The sequence below is a fragment of the Halodesulfurarchaeum formicicum genome (assembly GCF_001886955.1).
GTDB classification, from domain to species: Archaea; Halobacteriota; Halobacteria; order Halobacteriales; family Halobacteriaceae; genus Halodesulfurarchaeum; species Halodesulfurarchaeum formicicum.
Map to the genome: position 1 here is coordinate 1099401 of NZ_CP016804.1, position 17267 is coordinate 1116667.

Here is a 17267-nt window from a genome sequence, read left to right on the forward strand (position 1 = left end):
GTTACAACCGCGAATCGAGCCACGCGGCCGCCGACTCCACCGCTTCCGTGTTGGTCCCCTGAATCCGGATCGTGACCATCTCGTCGGGGTAACTCCCGACCTGCACGTCGAACCGTCGGGTCGTCTCGGCGAGGACATCGACCAGTTGGCTTTCGGGTTTCTCGGACGTGAGTACCGTGGTGGTCGCTGTCGGTCCATCGAAGGCCGGCGCGATCAACTCGAACATTGCCTTCATTTCGCGAGGAACACCCGGCAGGACATACACCGATTCGACTTTCGCGCCGGGGGCCACTCCTTCCGGGTTCGGAAGGAACTCGGCGCCGGCCGGCAGGTGAGTCGTGCCCTCGACCAGGTCCGGGATGGCGTACTCGGTTTCGTGCTCGAACCACTCGATCGCGTCCGAATGTGGTTCCATCTCACTGTCGAAGGCCTGTGCAACGGCTTCCATCGTCACGTCGTCGTGGGTCGGTCCCAATCCACCAGTGACGATCACCGCGTCGTGCTCGGCCACGAGCGAGCAGAGCGTTTCTGCGATCGCCGTCAGTTCGTCGGGAACGACGACGATCCGTCTGAGGCTCGCACCGCGATCCTGCAGTCGCCGTGCGAGCCAGGACGCGTTCGTATTCTCCGTCTCACCCGCCAACAGCTCGTCGCCGACGGTCAATAGGGCAACAGTCATCGACTCGGGTTCGGTCTCCGCTGTCATTGGTAGTCACTCTCGCCCGTCGTCCGGTCCGATCTCGCCAGTTCGGCGCGCGAGTTGCCGCAGTTGCGTTCGGAAGTACAGCATGCCAGCGGCAGCGATCAAACCCAGCAGCCCCACCAGCCCGGCGAAGATGTAGAGATTCCGCTCCTGATAATACTCGACGGTAATGAGCTGGCTGTCCGGGTTCGACCAGGTGAGTGTCACCCGGTCTCCAGTTCGGTCGACCTCGTAGTCGCCCGGGGTCGCCCGACCGATGACCGGCAGACTCACGTCCCTGCCCTCGGGCAGCGTGACGGCGTAACTGCCGTTCACGGTCACCGGGAGGAAGAGGCGATTGGACTGTACTGTCGCCCGGTAGGCGACTTTCCCGCCGCTACGGGGCGCTTCGATGACGGTTCGATCGTCCCGTTCGGCTACTTCGACCGCCGAGGCGTTGACGACCGTTCCATTCGGGTACTGATACTGAACCGCCGACACGGGAATTGCGGATTCACCGCCGAATTCTCCGGGCCCGAAGAGACTCACGTTCGACTGGTTGCCCAGCCTGGTCACCGACTGATAGCTTCCACCAGTAACGTTGACCGACACGTCTGCGGAGCTGTTCCAGTCGTACGTTGCCTGTTCGTCCAGTGCGTTTTGATCGACGACCCCGCCGGTACAGCCCGCCAGCGCGACCAGGCCAACCAGTGCGAGCGCGGCGAGGAGACGTTTCATGGGACGACGGCAAGGAGTTCCGAATCGAGGTACGAACCGATGCTTGCGAGCAGACCTGGCGGGTCCGTCCCCGGCTTGCAGACGATGCTCTGTTCGAGCAATCCGAGCCGTTCGACCGTGATGATGTCCCCGGCATGACCGGCCCGATTGACCGTGGCGCGTACTTCCGCCCGCGTCGCACTGTTGACGTTGACCCGCCCGGTCTCCGCCCGCTGCCAGTCGTACAGTCGGTCACGTTCCACGTCGGCGATTCGAGGTGTGTCACCCGCCTCGTAGCGAATCGGAAGGTGCTGAACCAGCCCGAACCGCTTGCGGATCTGTGACGGAGAGCCACCGCCGAGGTCGATCTCCGTGGCCGGAATCCGGACCGTGTCCCCGGCATCGAGCGTGAAGCCGTCTTCATCCCACGATTCGAGTGTCCCCGTCGCGACGGTGCCCGGTTCGGGGTCGGGCACGATTTCGCCCCACTCCTCACGGAGCAAATTCCTGGCGACGACGGCGTCGGGTCCCTCGACAGTCACCGTCGGAAAGTCATCGTGTCTGAGCCCGACCTCGAACTGCACGTCGAGGTCGCCGATGGCGTTGCCGACGAGCGATTCGAGTGAATCAAGCGCCCGTTCCCGGGCCCCGCCGTGAACGTATACCTTGGATGCGAGGACGACCATTATGTCGCCAGCCCGAGTTCGCTTCTCAGTTCGCCAATGCGCTCGTCGACGGCGCCGATCAACTCGTCGTTACTCATCGCTTCGAGCTGGGATCCACACTCCGGACACGTAAAGCCCAGATCCATCGCTTCGCCGAACTCGAAACGGATCGAGCACTCCGGACAGAGGTAAAACTCGTTGTTCAACTCGTACTCACGGCGTTCCTCCAGCGCCTCGAGAAGCCGTTCCATCTCCTCATGGAGATTGCCCGGGATGTGTTCGTATTCGAACGTCCAGAGGTAGGTGAGCCAGCCGGAGTCCTCGTCCCGGACGCGGCGATACGACGCCAGATCGTTCTCGTAGAGGATGAAGAGGGCGCGTCGAACGTCGTTGAGTTCGAGCCCCAGTCGCTCCGCGAGCTCCTCGTCGGTCACCTCACCGTCCGGCGGGGCCGCGGCGACGGGCATGCCCTTGGGCCCCACCAACTCGTTGAGGTACTTCTGGATGACAGGGTCCTCGAGTAGCTCCTCAAAAGCCATTGTATATGTTTGGGACCGCCACGGTAGGTAAGTCTTTTGAGCCGTCTACTCGGGCTCACTATCCGTTGGCTCTGTGACCTCCTTGCCAAGTGCCGTCGGGACGACCCGGCGCTCGGCGTTCTCGAAGGTCCGATCGAGTTCCCGACCGTCGAAATACCGATCGAGAAACACGGCCAGAGCTGCGACTTCCGAGTGGGGCTGGTTCGTCACGCCGACGTTCCAGTCGGCCGCCTCGTACACATCGAATGGAACTTTCTCCGAGCCGACGACCACCAGCAGATCCTGGCCAACTGATTCGGCTTGGATGGTTCCCACCCGTTCCTGGACCGGCTCCCCGTACATCGTGAGGTGGACGACGGGACCGTCCCAGCCCCGCACGTCACCAACCGGCGAGTCCGTCGGCCTCGCTTCGAAGGGCCCACCGAACCGCTCGGTGACGTCCCGGGTCGTCTCCAGGGCGTCGGTGGCGTTCGCGGGGAAGATCACTTCGTCCGCGCCCAGTGCGCGCGCCGTGAGCCCGACGTGGGTCGTCATCCGGTCGTCCCGACCCGGTCGGTGTCCCAGGCGAAGCACCGTCACCGAACGGTCGTCCTGCATACCGCAGCATTCGCCCTGCAGGGGGAATATGTTGTGATTCCCCTGCGAGTACCGCAAAACATTTGACCGCCGGTTCGGATCCGCCCGTATGGATCTGTTCGGAAGCCAGGTAGTCGTGACCGGTGGCGCGGGCTTCGTCGGTTCTCATCTCGCAGAACGCCTGCTCGCCATGGACGCGTCGGTTACCGTCGTCGACGACCTCTCGAACGGCCGGCGCGAGTGGATCCCCGAAAGGGCGTCGTTCGTCCATGGCGACCTCACCCGGGACAGCGTCGTCGCCGATGCCATCGACGCCGAGACTGACGTGGTCTTTCACCTGGCCGCCAGAAAGGACGTGAACGACCCGAACCCCCGCTCGCAGTTCGAGGAGAACACCGGAATGACCCTCTCGATTCTGGAGCGTATGGCCGAGGTCGGTGTCGAACACATCGCCTTTACCTCCTCTTCGACCGTGTACGGGGAGGCCCCCCGGCCGACACCGGAAGACTACCCCCAGGAACCGATCAGCGCGTATGGCGCGGGAAAGACCGCCGAGGAGGCACTCGTCTCCACCTACGTTCACAGCGCGGACCTGACCGCCTGGATCTTCCGCTTTGCGAACATCGTGGGCCCGCGACTCCAGTCCGGGGCCGTAATCGTCGACTTCATCGAGAAACTCCAGGCCGATCCCGAGACCTTACAGATCAAGGGCAACGGCCGCCAGGAGAAGTCCTACATGTCGATCGAGGCGTGTGTGGACGGGATGCTCACAGTCGTCGAACAGGCGACCGGGGCGCGAAACGTATTCAACCTCGGGACCAGAACCACGACCTCGGTGATCGAAATCGCGGACATCGTCAGCGACGTCATGGGGCTCGATCCGGCGTATGAGTTCTCCGGTGGCGACCGTGGCTGGACCGGCGACGTGCCAAAGATGCGACTCTCGATCGAGAAGGTTCGCGCACTGGGATGGGAACCGGACGAATCGAGCAACGAGGCGGTCCGTCGGGCTGCTGAGCGACTTTACGAGGGGCGGACGGAAAGTTAAGCTGTCGGCTGGACGTACTGAGACTCCCACTCGCGGCGTTCCTCGAGCAAGGCAAGCCCGTCGTCGGTGACGTGGTAGGCGTTGGTCCGTTCGTCCTGTTTGGTCTTCTCGACGAGGTCCCGCTCGACCAGGGTATCGAGGTTGGGGTACAGCCGGCCGTGATTGATCGTTGACTCGTAGTAGTCCTCCATCTCCGATTTGATTTCCAGCCCGTTTGGCCCCTCTAACCCGGCAATAACCGTCAGTAGGTCCCGTTGGAACCCTGTCAAGTCATCCATCATCCTTGCTTCGAGATATGTCGCACAGCCTATTAACATCGTCGCCCGCCTACATTTGACGGTCGCGTCGAGCCATCCATCGCCGATCCGAAATTGTGGATATGCGACGATTTATGCCCGTTCGATACGACATTTGTCCCAACAACTCCAAGCCATGAAACGACTTCTCCCCCTGCTTTTCGTTCTCGTTATCGGCTTGACTGTCGCCTCGGTTCCAGTCGCAGCACAGGAAGAACCCGACATCGACGCGACGGTTTCCGAGCCATCGGTCGCGCCCGGCCAGACACAACAGGTCATAGTGACGTTCACGAACGACGACGATGACGCACCGCCGGCCCGGGTCGTGACCGCCGAGATGGAGAGTGGTTCGACTCCGATCACCGTTCGTTCGGGCACGAAATTCATCGAGCCGATTGCTTACGGACAGCCGGTGACCGGGGCGTTCACGGTCGAAGTCCCGGAAGATATCGAGCCGGGAACCTACGATCTTGAGATCGATCTCGAATACGAGTACGGGCCCGTCAACAACACCGGCTGGAAAACTGTCGACGCGGAGGTAATCGTCGAGGATCGAGCACACTTCGCCGTGGATTCGGTGAACGGAACCGTGCCGTCGGGCGGGACGAACGAACTCGCAGTAAGCCTGAAGAACGTCGGGACTCAGACGGCCCACGACGCCACCGTGCAAACCACAGCACAAGGATCTGGGTTACGTGTCGGCGGCCAGTCCGGAATGGCAACACAGTTCGTCGCGGAGTGGGAGCCGGATGAGAGCCGAACGGTGACCGTCGACGCCACCGCAGTTTCCGGAACGAATCCCGGCGCGCACGCGATTCGGAGTGTCGTCGAGTACGAGAAGCCCAATGGAATCGATATGACCGCGCTCCCCGCCACGGCTGAAGTGCTCGTCACCGAGGACCGGTCGTTCGACGTCACCGCTCTGGACAGCACGTTACGGGTCGGTGAACGGGGCGAGGTCGTCGCAACGCTGCGGAACACGGGCCCCCGAGAGATGGCAAACGCAGTCCTCGAATTGGGACAGACCGGGCCGGCTGTTCAACCCGAGATGTCCCAGTACGGCGTCGGAACCATCCCTGTCGGGGAAACTCGGACCGTGACCCTCCCGATTACGATCGCACCCACGGCCGAACCGACGCCCCAGCGACTCTCACTTGCGCTTTCCTATGCGGACGCGAACGGGAACCTCCAACGAACCGGCGAGACGACGGTCATGGCACCGGTCGCGGACGAGCGTGATCGGTTCGTCCTCGAACGCACCGATTCGACGCTCCGGGTCGGCGAAGAAGGAGTGCTCGAACTCGAAGTTACAAACAACGGACCGAACGTCGAAGACCTGGTGCTCAGCCTGCCCGGGGCCGGACAGAACATCCATCCCCTGGAGACCGAATACGCGATCGGGGCACTGGCCAAGAACGAGTCCACGACGGTCCGATACCCGATCGAGGTTTCCTCGAACGCCGAAGCGATCCCCCGACAACTCGCCTTCCAGGTACAGTACGAGGAGGACGACCGTGACTTCGAGATGGGGCCCTACAACGTTCGAACGACGATCGAACCACGGAAAGATCGGTTCGACATTACGGCCACGAACGCCACGATCGCGGCCGGCGAGAGTGGGGAAATCGCCGTCGAACTGACAAACACCGGTGAGTTGCCCGTCAGCGACGTCAACCCGAAGATCTTCGCGGACGACCCACTCTCGGCCGATGACGACGAGGGCTACATCAGCGCACTCAAGCCGGGCGAATCCTCGACGGTGACCTTCGAGGTCGCCGCGGGGGCAGGCGCGTTGACGAAGGACTATCCACTGTCGATGGACGTCCAGTACGAGGAGAGCGGGGATACGAAGCTCACGGAAACCGTCCAGGTTCCGGTCACCGTCACGGAACAGGAAGGTGGGGGCTTCCTGCCGATCGTCGCCGTCCTGGTAGGCATCGCACTGCTTGCTGGTGGCGTCTACTGGTACCGGCGACGCTGACCGATGGTGGACCACGACGCGATCGTCGAACAGATCGCAGGGATCGTCTCCCAGCGCTCCAGGACGGTCATCCTCGTCTTCCTGGTCATCACCCTCCTGATGAGTGCCGGGCTGGGCAACGTCTCGACCGAAACCGGGACGAGTCAGTTTTCCGAGGGGACCGATGCCGAAGCGGCCCTCCAGGACGTGAACCGGGAGTTCGGGCCCGCTTTCGCTGCCGACGAGGGGACGACCCAGTTGATACAGGTCTCGGAGAACGCCCTCTCGAAACCGGCGCTTTTGACGATGTTGCGAACCCAGCAACGGCTCGAAGACCGGACCGAATTGCGCGTTACCGCGACCCGGAGTGCCGCCAGCACGATCGCGACCACGCTCGATCCAAGCGCGAGGTCCGTCGCGGACCAGATCCGGACCGTCGAGCGGGCCACACCGAAGCAGATCGACGCCGCCGTTCGGACAGCGACTGCCCAGCCCGGACTGACCGGGATCTTGAGTACCGACTTCAACCGGGAGTCGGCCACCGCGGGAGCGACGATCGCCGTGATCACCCACGAAGTCCCGGCCGGACTGGCAAGCGGGGCCGGCACGAGCGGCGACAGTCCCCTCCAATCGATCCAGCTCGAAACCCAGCGAGTGGTCGCGGCTGGCGGTGGTGATATCCGGGTCTTCGGATCCGGAATCATCTCCGCGGAATTCGCGAGCGTGATTTTCGACTCGCTCATCCTCGTGATCCCCGCCGCAATCCTCCTGATTGTCACGTTCCTGATCTATGCCTATCGTGACCCCCTCGATCTGGCGGTGGGCCTGCTGGCACTCGTGATGACGATCGTCTGGACCTTCGGGTTCATGGGGCTGGCCGGGATCCCCTTCACCCAGATGCTCACAGCGGTCCCGCCGCTGTTGTTAGCGGTCGGCATCGATTTTGGCATCCACTCGGTCAATCGGTATCGGGAAGAGCGGGTGACCGGCGTGGGCATCGCCGAGTCGATGAACGTCATGACCCGTCAGCTCATCGTCGCCTTCTTCATCGTGACTGGCTCGACGGTTATCGGCTTCGCCGCGAATCTCACCAGTTCACTGCCGCCGCTCCGTGATTTCGGCCTGATCGCGGCGATCGGGATCATCTTCACGTTTCTGATCTTCGGCATTTTCCTCCCAGCACTCAAATTGGAGGTCGATCGATATCGGGAACGCACCGGGTTCCCGGCCTTCGCCAGCGCACCGATCGGCCGTGAAGGGAGCGTCCTGGGATCGGCCCTGGACGTGGGTGTACTGATCGCCCGCCGTGGGCCCCGGATCTTCCTCGCCGTGTTACTCGTGTCCGGACTGGCAGCCGGCGCGTACGGTACGGGGATCGACACCTCGTTCTCCGAGGAGGACTTCCTCCCGCCCGAGGAGGTCCCCGACTATCTCGCCTCGCTCCCCGAACCCTTCGCCCCGGAGACCTACACCGTGACTCGCGATCTGAACTTCCTGGAGGCCGAGTTCGAGAGCGCTGCCAGGGACTCGGTGACCGTCTACGTCTCGGATTCGATGCGACGGGACACGGCCCTGCAGTCGATCGAACACGCGAACCGTGACCCACCGGACGCGATCCTGCAGGACGGACGGCAGGCAGCCGCGACGAGCATCATCGATGTCATCGACGACTATCGCGCGGCTGACCCACAGTTCGATGCGCTCGTGGAGCGGAACGATCGGAACGACGACGGGGTGCCGGACGACGATCTCACGACAATTTACGACGAACTATTCGCCTCGCCCTACGCCAGCCAGGCCAGTCAGTACCTGACCGAGGATTACCGCTCGGCCCGGATCGTCTACGACACCGAAGCCGAGTCCTCACAGAAAGCGATCTCCGCAGACGCGAAGACCTTGGCCGACCAGTACCGGCTCTCGGCGACGGCCACTGGCCAGATCGTCGTGTTTCAGGCGGTGTCGGACACCATTCTGGACTCGGCGGTCAGGAGTCTGGCCGTCGCGCTTGGGTTCACCGCGATCTTCCTGCTTTTCATCTATCGGGTGCTCGAAGGGAGTGCGACCCTCGGGATCGTCAATCTGGTGCCGATCGTCCTCACGGTGTCGTTCATCATCGGGACGATGCGCGCTCTGGGGATCCCGTTCAACGCCATGACGGCGACGGTGCTCTCGATCGCGATCGGCCTGGGAATCGATTACTCGGCACACATGACCCACCGGTTCGCCGACGAGTACGACGGCTCCAACCTCCACGATGCCCTGGACGAGACGGTGTTCGGGACCGGCGGCGCCCTGACCGGGTCGATGCTCACGACCGCGACCGGGATCGGAGTGTTGGTCATCGCGGTGACACCGATTCTCGGTCAGTTCGGCTTTGTCACCGGGATCGCAATCGTCTACTCCTATCTCACGTCGGTGCTGGTGTTGCCCTCGGTCGTGGTCGTCTGGGAGAGCGTGGGTGGGCTTTCACTTCCCTGATTCACGCCGATTCTTGCCATTCGCCCATTCCCCCGGGATCGAGATGAATGTGCACGTCCCCGACCGAGGGCCGTTCGAGGACCCGATCGCGAAGCTCCGTCTCGAGGTCGTGAGCGGCCCCGAGCGTGAGGTCACCCTCGACTTCGGCGTGAAGTTCGACCTCGATACTCGTGCCGACGTAGTGACAGCGCAGGTCGTGGACGCCGTGAACAGAGGGATGATCGAGGACGGTCTGCCTGATCGATTCGATCTCCTGCTGTGGGGGCGCGCCACCGGTGAGATAGTGCACGTTCTCGCGGGCGATGCCAAGCCCCTCCTTGAGTACGAGGAGACTCACCAGGCCACCGGCCAGCGGATCGACGATCGGCATGCCCACACCCGCACCGAAGATCCCTAGCACGGCTGCGAACGAGGTGTAGATGTCGTTCAGGGCGTCTTTGGCCAGCGCGTTCAGCCCCGTGGAATTCAACCGCTGGTTGACCCGGTCGGTATACCAGTAGACCAGAATCATGTCGGCGATCGCAAACGCAAGTCCGAACACCAGCAACAAACTGAAGCGGATCTGTGGGCCCTCAACCAGAGCCGTGACGGCGTCGTAGAAGATCTTCACTGCCAGCCCGACCAGCGTCACGCCGACGAAAAGGGCCGTCAGTGGCTCGACCCGTTCGTGCCCGTGGGGGTGATTGGAGTCTGGGCCCCGGAATGACAGCCGCCCCCAGATCAGCACGACGAGACTCGCCAGCAGATCGCCCAGCGAGTGGGCCGCGTCGGCCACGAGCGCGAGACTGCCGAACGTGAGCCCCAGCGTTCCTTCGACCGCGATTTTCGCGACGTTCCCCAGGACGTTGACCCAGGACGCCCGAAGGAACGCAGTCTCGTCGCTCGTCATCGCCCCTTCGTTTGGGGGGCGAGCCCATGACGGTTTCCTTCGGACCCGACCGCCAGGAACGGACTCGACCGATACGTTCACCGGGACCGCTCGCCAAGAACGGGCGATGGTTGAACGAATCGCTCACGACCACCCCACCGTCGAGACCCGGTCGGCGACCATCGAGCGCCGGGGGCGAACGACCCGTTCGGAGATACGAATCGCAGGGAGTCTGGACGTGGAATCAGGGTCGCTAATCAGACTCGTCCTCGACGGTCGGGAGTACCGTGCCCCGATCGAGGAGCGAGGCGACGGGACACCGGTCATTCGACACGCTGCCGAGACACCCCGGTTGGCCCGAGACCGATCCGCCGGTGAGAATGCCCTCGTCGAGTGGGTCGAGGCGAGTGACCTCGAAATCGGTCGCAGCGTCGAATTTGACATTGTGGACCCTGGCTACCGGTACGGGCTTCGGAAACCGGGAGAGCGGGCGACCTACGAGAGCGGTCGGCCCGAGGACTCGCTTTCGAGCATCGCCGAGAATCTCGACGGGTAGATTCTACGGGATCGAAACCGACAGAAACGTGGGACGGCTGCCAGCTACCCACCGGTGGAAATTTAAGTGTCGTGGTTTGGTTTGGTAAACCTCCGCATAATTTTTAGGGCGTCCAAAAGCGGCAGTATTTTCGGGTTTGAGCGCCCCTCCCCGAGGATCAGTATGTAGAATCATGACCGATTTTTGCAAAAGACTTATATGGGTTTCGGTCCTACCTTAGAGTAAGGAACAGGGGAGTCGATCCCACCCCTCTCCGTCCTTCCACCATGAGTGATGCCACAATCCGAACCTATAGCGGCGAGCGGCAGCGAACACGGGTAGACGAATCGGAATCGGAAACAGAAACAGAGGAGTCCGTCGACGAGCACGTCTGTCCAGAGTGTGGCGGACGACTCGACACGGACGAGGAGCGCGGCGAGACCGTCTGCTCGGAGTGCGGACTGGTCGTCGAGGAAAACGAAATCGATCGCGGTCCCGAATGGCGAGCCTTCGACGCCGCCGAGAAGGACCAGAAGTCCCGCGTGGGCGCCCCCACGACGAACATGATGCACGACAAGGGGCTCTCCACGAACATCGGCTGGCAGGACAAGGACGCCTACGGGCGGGCACTCTCCTCGCGCCAGCGCCAGAAGATGCAGCGGTTGCGCACCTGGAACGAGCGGTTCCGCACCCGGAACTCCAAAGAGCGCAACCTCAAACAGGCACTGGGCGAGATCGAACGCATGAGCTCCGCGCTCGGGCTTCCCCAGGAAGTACGGGAGACGGCTTCCGTGATTTACCGCCGAGCGCTTGAGGAGGACTTGCTCCCCGGCCGCTCCATCGAGGGTGTCGCCACGGCGTCGCTTTACGCCGCGGCCCGCCAGATGTCAACGCCCCGGAGCCTGGACGAGATGGCCAACGTGAGCCGGATCGACGAGATGGAGTTCAAGCGCACCTACCGCTACATCGTCCGGGAACTCAGTCTGGAGGTCCAGCCGGCCGACCCCGCGAGCTACGTGCCCCGGTTCGCCTCGGAACTCGACCTCGCCGATGAGGTCGAGCGACGGGCTCGCCAGCTACTCACGACAGCCCAGGAAAAGGGCGTCACGAGCGGCAAGAGCCCGGTGGGCCTGGCCGCCGCGGCGATCTACGCGGCGTCCCTGTTGACCAACCGCCGAGTCACCCAGAGCGAGGTCAGCGAGGTCACGAACGTTTCCGAGGTAACCATCCGAAATCGGTACCAGGAACTGCTCGAAGCCGCGGACGTCCCTGCCTAATTCGGCACTGGGTCACTCTCCTGTCGGTCTGCCTTTTTCACCTGCCCGCACGGCCGTTGAAATCTCGTTTTCCATCGGTGGGATCGCCGAACTGACTGTCTCGTCGTAGACACAGAGCGGGAGATAGGCGAGATTGAAATCGACAGGCACCGACACTCGTCCAGACGCGGCGGGCGCAGTGAGATTCAGGTATCGGCCTTTCGCCCAGGTCTCAGTGCCGTTTGTATCGTCCCGGAAGGGAACGAGCAGCGCGTCGACCCCCGGGGCCCGATACACTGCGAGAACCTGGAGTTCACCCGCGATCTCGACGCCGAGCTGACCGACGTGCTCGAAGGACACCGGGGGCCCCCGGGTCGCGTCGAGGGACACCGATTCCGGGTCCGACAGTGGCTCAAACCGACCCGTCACCCGATAGTTTTCGTCGATCGGGAAGAAATCCAGCCCATCGAAGGATTGCTGGGCGGACTCACTGAGCGGCGAATCCGCAGACTCGAAGGCCCGAGACTTTGCCGCACGGTGCTCCCGGACCGCCTGGATCCAGTCGGGGGCTGACGAATCGTCGTCCATACCGTGGGAAAGGCCGGCCCACACAAACGATTTCGGACCACCCGGTGAGCAGTCACACCCGCAAGTTGAATGGCTGGCCCTGCGAAGGCAAGCTATGAAACGGATCGACGGTCGGGAGGGCGGCGGCCAACTCGTCCGGCTGGCGGTGGCACTGGCCGCGATCGAGGGGGTTCCCGTCCGAATCGACAACGTTCGTGGCGGCCGGGACGAGCCGGGCCTTCGAGCCCAGCATGTCGCCGCGCTCCAGACCGTGGGGACACTCACCGACGCGGACTCCGAGGGTGTCGAAGTCGGGTCCGAAACGGTGGTCTTCCGACCGGGACCGATTTTGGGTGGCGATGTCGAAATCGAGGTGGGGACTGCCGGCAGTATTCCGCTTGTATTCGACACAGTGCTCCCGCTGGCAATGGCAACCGAGACCCCGTTTACTGTCCGTGCGACTGGCGGCACCGACGTGAAGTGGTCGCCCCCGATCGGGTACCATCGGTTCGTGAAATTCCCATTTCTACAGCGGTTTGGGCTCGCTGCCGAGATCGACGTCGAGCGCCGGGGCTTCTACCCACGGGATGGGGGTCTCGCAACTCTCAAGGTCTCGCCATCAGACGTGGCTCCGATCAACTGTCAGGAACGCGGGGAGCTGAAGGGGGTGACCATCCACTCGATCGCGACTGCAGACTTGCAGGAAGCCGAGGTTTCGAAACGGCAGGTAAATGGAGCCAGAGACGCCCTGGAAAGCGAAATCGACGTTCCCATCTCCACACGCAGCGAATCAGTCCAGTCCCACTCGACCGGGACTGTCGTGCTGGTAGTTGCCAAATACGAACATTCACTGGCGGGATTCGACGCCCTTGGCGAACCTGGCTGGCCCGCCGAAGATGTCGGCAAAGCCGCGGCCCAGGAGCTGCGCCGGTTTCACCACGCAACCGGGGCCGTGGATCGCCATCTCGCCGATCAACTGCTCCCCTTCCTGGCCAGAGCTGGTGGGGGGATCACGACGCCCACCCTGACCGATCACGTCCGTTCGTCCCGTGCCCTGCTAGAGACGTTCGGCTACGAAGTAGACGTCCAGACAGACTCGGAGCGAACCCGAATTTCGACCGGATTAACCTAATTTTACCGCGGTTCGGGGCCGTTCGGTTCCACGGTGACGTTCGTCGCGTACTCTAGATCGGTCCGGGAGAGCTCGACCGAGAGCGTGGCGTTGTAAATGGCCGGGTGGGCCGTCGGATCATCGACGCCGTCGAAGGCTGAATCGTCGAGGTCCGCGTACGGCACGTCGTGGATCAGACGATAGGTTCCGGTTGCGGTCGAACCGTTCCGGATCCATAGATCGAAGGGGCCGTCGAACTGGGACTGAACCCGCAGATTGTCCATCTCGGTCCCGTTTACCGTCCCGTTCGTCGGTCGTAGAACGACGGCTGGACCGTCGACCGAGCGATCTGCGGTGGTTCCCGCGACAGGATCGACGGTCACGTTGTACCCATCAGCCGACCCCTGAACCGAGACTGACCAGCTCGCGGACCCGTTGGTGGCGTTGAAGACCACCGGGGTGGAAGTGGAGGCGTTCGTGACGGTGATCTGTCCCCGCCGCACGTTCGTGACTCCCGAGCTAACCGGCCAAGTGTTATCCCCGCCCGCTGACTCGAAGGTGGTGTCATTGGTCTGGCGCAGCATCGTCCCGTTGTGTGTCCCGTCGAGGCGGACGTGATGTACTGCCCCCCGGGTAAGCGAGTGATTGATCTCGGCCTGGCTGTACGCCCGTATTCGGTCCCGATAGGTCCCGACGAGCGTGCTGGAGTCGTGATTGAGACTCTCGTTCTCGTTGGTGGCTCGCAGCAGTACGTCGCCGGTGTCTGTTGCCGTGGCTCGCAGATCGATGGCGTCGTGTTCGTCGACGGTTTCGCGGGTCGCCAGGTTCTCGGTGAAAATCGCCGTGTTGAGTATCAGCGCCAGCGCGACGAAGACGACCGCGAGGGCAAAGGCCGCGACGAGAATGATCTGCCCTCGCGAGCGCTCCATACCCCCCATTCTCTGCTCTCCCCGAAAAGCCTTCCCCGGCAAGGCTTTGGGCCGTACCGACCAATCCTCGCCCATGCACGTGGCAATCCTGGGAGCCGGTGCAATCGGGTCTGCGCTCGCCGGGACGCTCTCGGGTTCGGCCACAGTGACACTGATCGGACACGAGAACGACCACCTGCGGGCACTCCGCCGTGGGTCGCTGCAAATCGACTCTCCAACGGATGTGGCCCGTTCCCAGGAGGTTTCAGTGTCTACCAGCCCGTCGACTGTGGCCGAGGCGGACTTGCTACTCCTGGCCGTCAAGAGTTACGACACCGCGACCGCCATGGCCGAGGTAGAATCGTACCTCGCGGACACGGAGGTACTCACACTGCAGAACGGACTGGGGAACATCCAGACGATCCGCGAGGTCGTCGGCGAGAACCAGGTGATCGGCGGGACGACGACGATGGCCGCCTTTATCCCGGAACCGGGCCGGGTCCGTATCGAGAGTCGGGGCCAGACCCGTATCGGCCGCCCCTGGGACGGAACTGATGGGCTAGATGCGGTAACCGAGACGTTCAGGACTGCCGGATTCGACATCCAGGCCGCATCAGATATCCGGACGGCCATCTGGGAGAAAGTGCTGATCAATGTGGGCATCAATCCGGTGACGGCCCTGGGTCGAGTGCCAAACGGACACCTTCGATCGGGGCCCGGACGCGAACTCCTCGAAGCGGCGATCGAAGAGGCCGCCCAGGTCGCCGCAGCCGAGGGATATCACGTTGCCGACCCGATCGAGCAGGCCATCCAGGTCGTCCAAGACACGGCGACGAATCGCTCCTCGATGTCCCAGGACCTACAGCGGGGGACACGGACCGAAATCGAGTCGTTGAACGGCGCGATCGTCGACCGAGCCGAGAAACACGGTATTCACGTCCCCGTCAATCGGACACTTTCGGCCGCGATTCGACTGGCGAGTTCTCGGGCTGAAACACATTCGTCAAATGGGTCGCGGGCGTAGGCCGATTATGGCCCCGCCACTCGCGGTCGATATCGATGGCACGTTGAGCCGGCCGGACCGGTCGATCGACCCCCGGATCATCGACGCCCTCGGCTCCTGGCCGGCCCCAGTCATCATCGCGACGGGCAAAGCCCTCCCCTTCCCCGTTGCACTGGCCCAGTATTCCGGTCTCGAACCGATGGTCGTCGCGGAAAACGGCGGGATCGCCGTGGCCGAAGACACCCTTCAGGTACACGGCGATCGAGCCGCCGCGGACGCTGTCGCCGAGGCCTACCAGCGCCAGGGCCACGACCTGGGGTTTGGCAAACTGGACCTGGCAAACAGGTGGCGTGAAACCGAAATCGCGGTGAGTCGTGAGTCCCCGCTCGAACCGCTCGAAGCGATCGCCGCGGAGCACGGACTGGAGGTCGTCGACTCCGAGTATGCCTATCACGTCAAGTCGCCCGATGTGAGCAAGGGCGAGGCCTTCGAGGCACTCGCCGCCAACCTCGAGTTCGACCCTGGAACGGCCCTGGCAGTGGGCGATAGTCCCAACGACGTGTCACTCTTCGAGGTGGCTGGGACCGGTGTCGCCGTCGCCAACGCGACCGCAGACGCGAAGGACGCGGCAGATATCGTGACCAGCGGGAGTTACGCCGACGGGTTCCTCGAAGCCTTGAACACGGTCTTGTGATCAGAAGGGCCACAGCGATCGGAACCATCCCTGGAGGCCGGCACCGTCCCGCCTGGCCTCGAAGACCGGATGGAGCGCGTTAAGCAATTCCTGTCGCGATCCGAACTGCCGCGTTTCGACGTCGTCCAGTGCCCGTGAGAGTTCGATGGTGTTTCCCCGGGGATCGTATGGGACGACCCGGTTTCCCAGTGCCGCCTCGACGGCCTGGCGATCGGCGGGGAAGTCCAGGTCGGTTTCATCGAGCAGGCCGTCGACGGCGGCGATACCGAAGGCGATGGCTGTCTCGTCCTCGTCTGTTTTCGATGGCGGTACAGCCATGGCTAGTCCTCCGAACGCCGGTTACAAAACACCCGGGGAGTTAGTTCTCGGAGACCGCTCGTTCCTCGTACTGATCCCGAAACTGGGTGATAAGCTGTCCCATCTTCGCATACCAGTCGTTGAGGAGCCGCTGCATGTCATCGGCGATCCGATCCGGATCCGTGGGCCGGTAGACGTGATAGTACCCGCCCTGTTCGTAGTTCACCTGTTCTTTCTGGATGAACCCTGACTGGAGCAGGCGCTGGACGGATCGATAGGCCGTTGAACGCTCCCGATCCACAGCCTCGGCGATGTCATCCACCGTGAGCGGTTCCTCGGCGTCGGTCAATTCCAGAAACACTTCCTTGTCGAGCTCCTTGAGACCGTGCATACATTCCAGAAGCCCCTCACATTGCATGTCCTGGGAAAGATACTCGCTCATCGAATCCGACATTGTTAGTGGAGTTTTGGGGTAGCCGGACAAAAGGGTTGCTGTCGGGGGTGCTGATAGCCGTATTCCGGCCCGTCCGGATGAGTCCTCACGACGGTTTCCAATCAGGTATGTCACGAATCCGGTCGAAAATTTCGTCCCCGTCGACAGCAGTGCCGTCCGGAACGCGAAAGAGTCGGTCACCCTCGACTGCGGTTTCCTCGATGTCGCCCACGAGAATCGTGGGAAGGGCCGCAGTCTTGAACCCCTCGACGAACACCCAGTCGACGCCCTGCTCGTGGAGTTCGACCAGCCGATCCCTCAGCGTTACCCCGTCTTCCTTGCCCACCGGTCGGAACTCCGCAGACTGCGTCGGAGTGATGCCGATGACCCTGTCTGCGCCGGCCAGGCGGTGTCGATGTGTATCCGTTCCTTCGGTATCGAACTCGATGTCGTGATGAATCGATTTCACCGTCGCGACACGAACCGACTCGGGAACCGCCTCGAGGAGCCGTTCGAGTAGTGTCGTCTTCCCGGTGTTTCGACGGCCGGCAACGCCAACGACTTTCATTACCTGGTAGCTTCGGGCCCATCTACTTAGCCTCCGCGGGACCTCGGCTTCGCCCCGAACGGAAGG

At 62.9% G+C, this 17267-nt stretch carries 20 protein-coding genes; 8 read left to right on the forward strand and 12 right to left on the reverse strand.

Going from position 1 to position 17267, the window contains the following annotated elements; translation table 11 throughout:
• Position 1 precedes the first annotated feature (1 nt).
• Genes HSR6_RS05785 through HSR6_RS05805 form a run of 5 tightly spaced genes read right to left on the reverse strand, consistent with a single transcriptional unit; the run spans position 2 to position 3200 of the window.
• A complete protein-coding gene (locus tag HSR6_RS05785; protein WP_070365934.1) occupies positions 2-679 on the reverse strand; it encodes a competence/damage-inducible protein A in 678 nt (225 codons plus the stop codon).
• Positions 680-712: 33 nt separating this feature from the next.
• Positions 713-1420, reverse strand: a complete 708-nt coding sequence (locus tag HSR6_RS05790; protein ID WP_071933085.1) for a DUF5803 family protein — start codon at positions 1418-1420, stop codon at positions 713-715.
• Positions 1417-2085, reverse strand: a complete 669-nt coding sequence (locus HSR6_RS05795; protein ID WP_071933086.1) for a DUF2110 family protein — start codon at positions 2083-2085, stop codon at positions 1417-1419. The genes HSR6_RS05790 and HSR6_RS05795 overlap by 4 nt, the downstream gene beginning before the upstream one ends.
• On the reverse strand, positions 2085-2603 hold the full coding sequence (gene tfe / locus HSR6_RS05800) for a transcription factor E (protein ID WP_070365008.1): 519 nt from the start codon (positions 2601-2603) through the stop codon (positions 2085-2087). Before tfe ends, HSR6_RS05795 begins: the two co-directional genes overlap by 1 nt.
• Before the next feature lie 45 nt (positions 2604-2648).
• Positions 2649-3200, reverse strand: coding sequence for a tRNA (cytidine(56)-2'-O)-methyltransferase (locus HSR6_RS05805; protein ID WP_070365009.1), 552 nt, complete (start codon positions 3198-3200; stop codon positions 2649-2651).
• 88 nt (positions 3201-3288) lie between these two features.
• On the opposite strand from HSR6_RS05805, the gene HSR6_RS05810 reads away from it, so the two are divergent.
• Complete coding sequence (locus HSR6_RS05810) at positions 3289-4227, forward strand: NAD-dependent epimerase/dehydratase family protein (protein WP_071933087.1); 939 nt, start codon at positions 3289-3291, stop codon at positions 4225-4227.
• Here the strand turns inward: HSR6_RS05810 and HSR6_RS05815 are convergent.
• Positions 4224-4505 (reverse strand): PadR family transcriptional regulator, encoded by a 282-nt coding sequence (locus HSR6_RS05815; RefSeq protein WP_070365935.1) that lies wholly within the window; start codon positions 4503-4505, stop codon positions 4224-4226. The genes HSR6_RS05810 and HSR6_RS05815 overlap by 4 nt on opposite strands.
• A 154-nt stretch (positions 4506-4659) precedes the next feature.
• Here HSR6_RS05815 and HSR6_RS05820 point away from each other — a divergent pair, with 154 nt between their 5' ends.
• Positions 4660-6504, forward strand: a complete 1845-nt coding sequence (locus tag HSR6_RS05820; protein ID WP_071933088.1) for a COG1361 S-layer family protein — start codon at positions 4660-4662, stop codon at positions 6502-6504.
• A gap of 3 nt (positions 6505-6507) precedes the next feature.
• A complete protein-coding gene (locus HSR6_RS05825) occupies positions 6508-8961 on the forward strand; it encodes an efflux RND transporter permease subunit (protein WP_071933089.1) in 2454 nt (817 codons plus the stop codon).
• Position 8962: 1 nt separating this feature from the next.
• Here HSR6_RS05825 and HSR6_RS05830 read toward each other — a convergent pair whose 3' ends face one another.
• Positions 8963-9850, reverse strand: a complete 888-nt coding sequence (locus HSR6_RS05830) for a cation diffusion facilitator family transporter (RefSeq protein ID WP_071933090.1) — start codon at positions 9848-9850, stop codon at positions 8963-8965.
• A gap of 106 nt (positions 9851-9956) precedes the next feature.
• On the opposite strand from HSR6_RS05830, the gene HSR6_RS05835 reads away from it, so the two are divergent.
• Both HSR6_RS05835 and HSR6_RS05840 read left to right on the forward strand, forming a co-directional pair.
• On the forward strand, positions 9957-10385 hold the full coding sequence (locus HSR6_RS05835; RefSeq protein ID WP_071933091.1) for a DUF7112 family protein: 429 nt from the start codon (positions 9957-9959) through the stop codon (positions 10383-10385).
• 266 nt (positions 10386-10651) lie between these two features.
• Complete coding sequence (locus HSR6_RS05840; RefSeq protein ID WP_070365015.1) at positions 10652-11641, forward strand: transcription initiation factor IIB; 990 nt, start codon at positions 10652-10654, stop codon at positions 11639-11641.
• A gap of 12 nt (positions 11642-11653) precedes the next feature.
• Here HSR6_RS05840 and HSR6_RS05845 read toward each other — a convergent pair whose 3' ends face one another.
• Positions 11654-12208, reverse strand: a complete 555-nt coding sequence (locus tag HSR6_RS05845; protein WP_070365016.1) for a DUF1684 domain-containing protein — start codon at positions 12206-12208, stop codon at positions 11654-11656.
• 94 nt (positions 12209-12302) lie between these two features.
• Here HSR6_RS05845 and rtcA point away from each other — a divergent pair, with 94 nt between their 5' ends.
• Positions 12303-13319, forward strand: coding sequence for an RNA 3'-terminal phosphate cyclase (gene rtcA / locus HSR6_RS05850; RefSeq protein ID WP_071933092.1), 1017 nt, complete (start codon positions 12303-12305; stop codon positions 13317-13319).
• Positions 13320-13321: 2 nt separating this feature from the next.
• Here the strand turns inward: rtcA and HSR6_RS11000 are convergent, their stop codons facing one another.
• On the reverse strand, positions 13322-14227 hold the full coding sequence (locus tag HSR6_RS11000; protein ID WP_071933093.1) for a DUF7261 family protein: 906 nt from the start codon (positions 14225-14227) through the stop codon (positions 13322-13324).
• 73 nt (positions 14228-14300) lie between these two features.
• Between HSR6_RS11000 and HSR6_RS05860 the strand changes: the two genes are divergently transcribed.
• The gene (locus HSR6_RS05860; RefSeq protein ID WP_070365019.1) at positions 14301-15230 is read left to right on the forward strand and encodes a ketopantoate reductase family protein; all 930 of its coding nucleotides are present in this window, start codon (positions 14301-14303) and stop codon (positions 15228-15230) included.
• Positions 15231-15237: 7 nt separating this feature from the next.
• Positions 15238-15903 carry a phosphoglycolate phosphatase gene (locus tag HSR6_RS05865; RefSeq protein ID WP_070365020.1) on the forward strand — a complete coding sequence of 222 codons (666 nt, stop codon included), beginning with the start codon at positions 15238-15240 and terminating at the stop codon, positions 15901-15903.
• Here the strand turns inward: HSR6_RS05865 and HSR6_RS05870 are convergent, their stop codons facing one another.
• The 3 genes from HSR6_RS05870 to mobB form a co-directional block, all read right to left on the reverse strand.
• A complete protein-coding gene (locus tag HSR6_RS05870) occupies positions 15904-16221 on the reverse strand; it encodes a DUF5789 family protein (protein WP_070365021.1) in 318 nt (105 codons plus the stop codon).
• A gap of 40 nt (positions 16222-16261) precedes the next feature.
• Complete coding sequence (locus tag HSR6_RS05875) at positions 16262-16654, reverse strand: helix-turn-helix domain-containing protein (protein WP_070365022.1); 393 nt, start codon at positions 16652-16654, stop codon at positions 16262-16264.
• Between the two features lie 85 nt (positions 16655-16739).
• The gene (mobB, locus tag HSR6_RS05880) at positions 16740-17201 is read right to left on the reverse strand and encodes a molybdopterin-guanine dinucleotide biosynthesis protein B (protein ID WP_070365023.1); all 462 of its coding nucleotides are present in this window, start codon (positions 17199-17201) and stop codon (positions 16740-16742) included.
• Between the last annotated feature and the right edge of the window lie 66 nt (positions 17202-17267).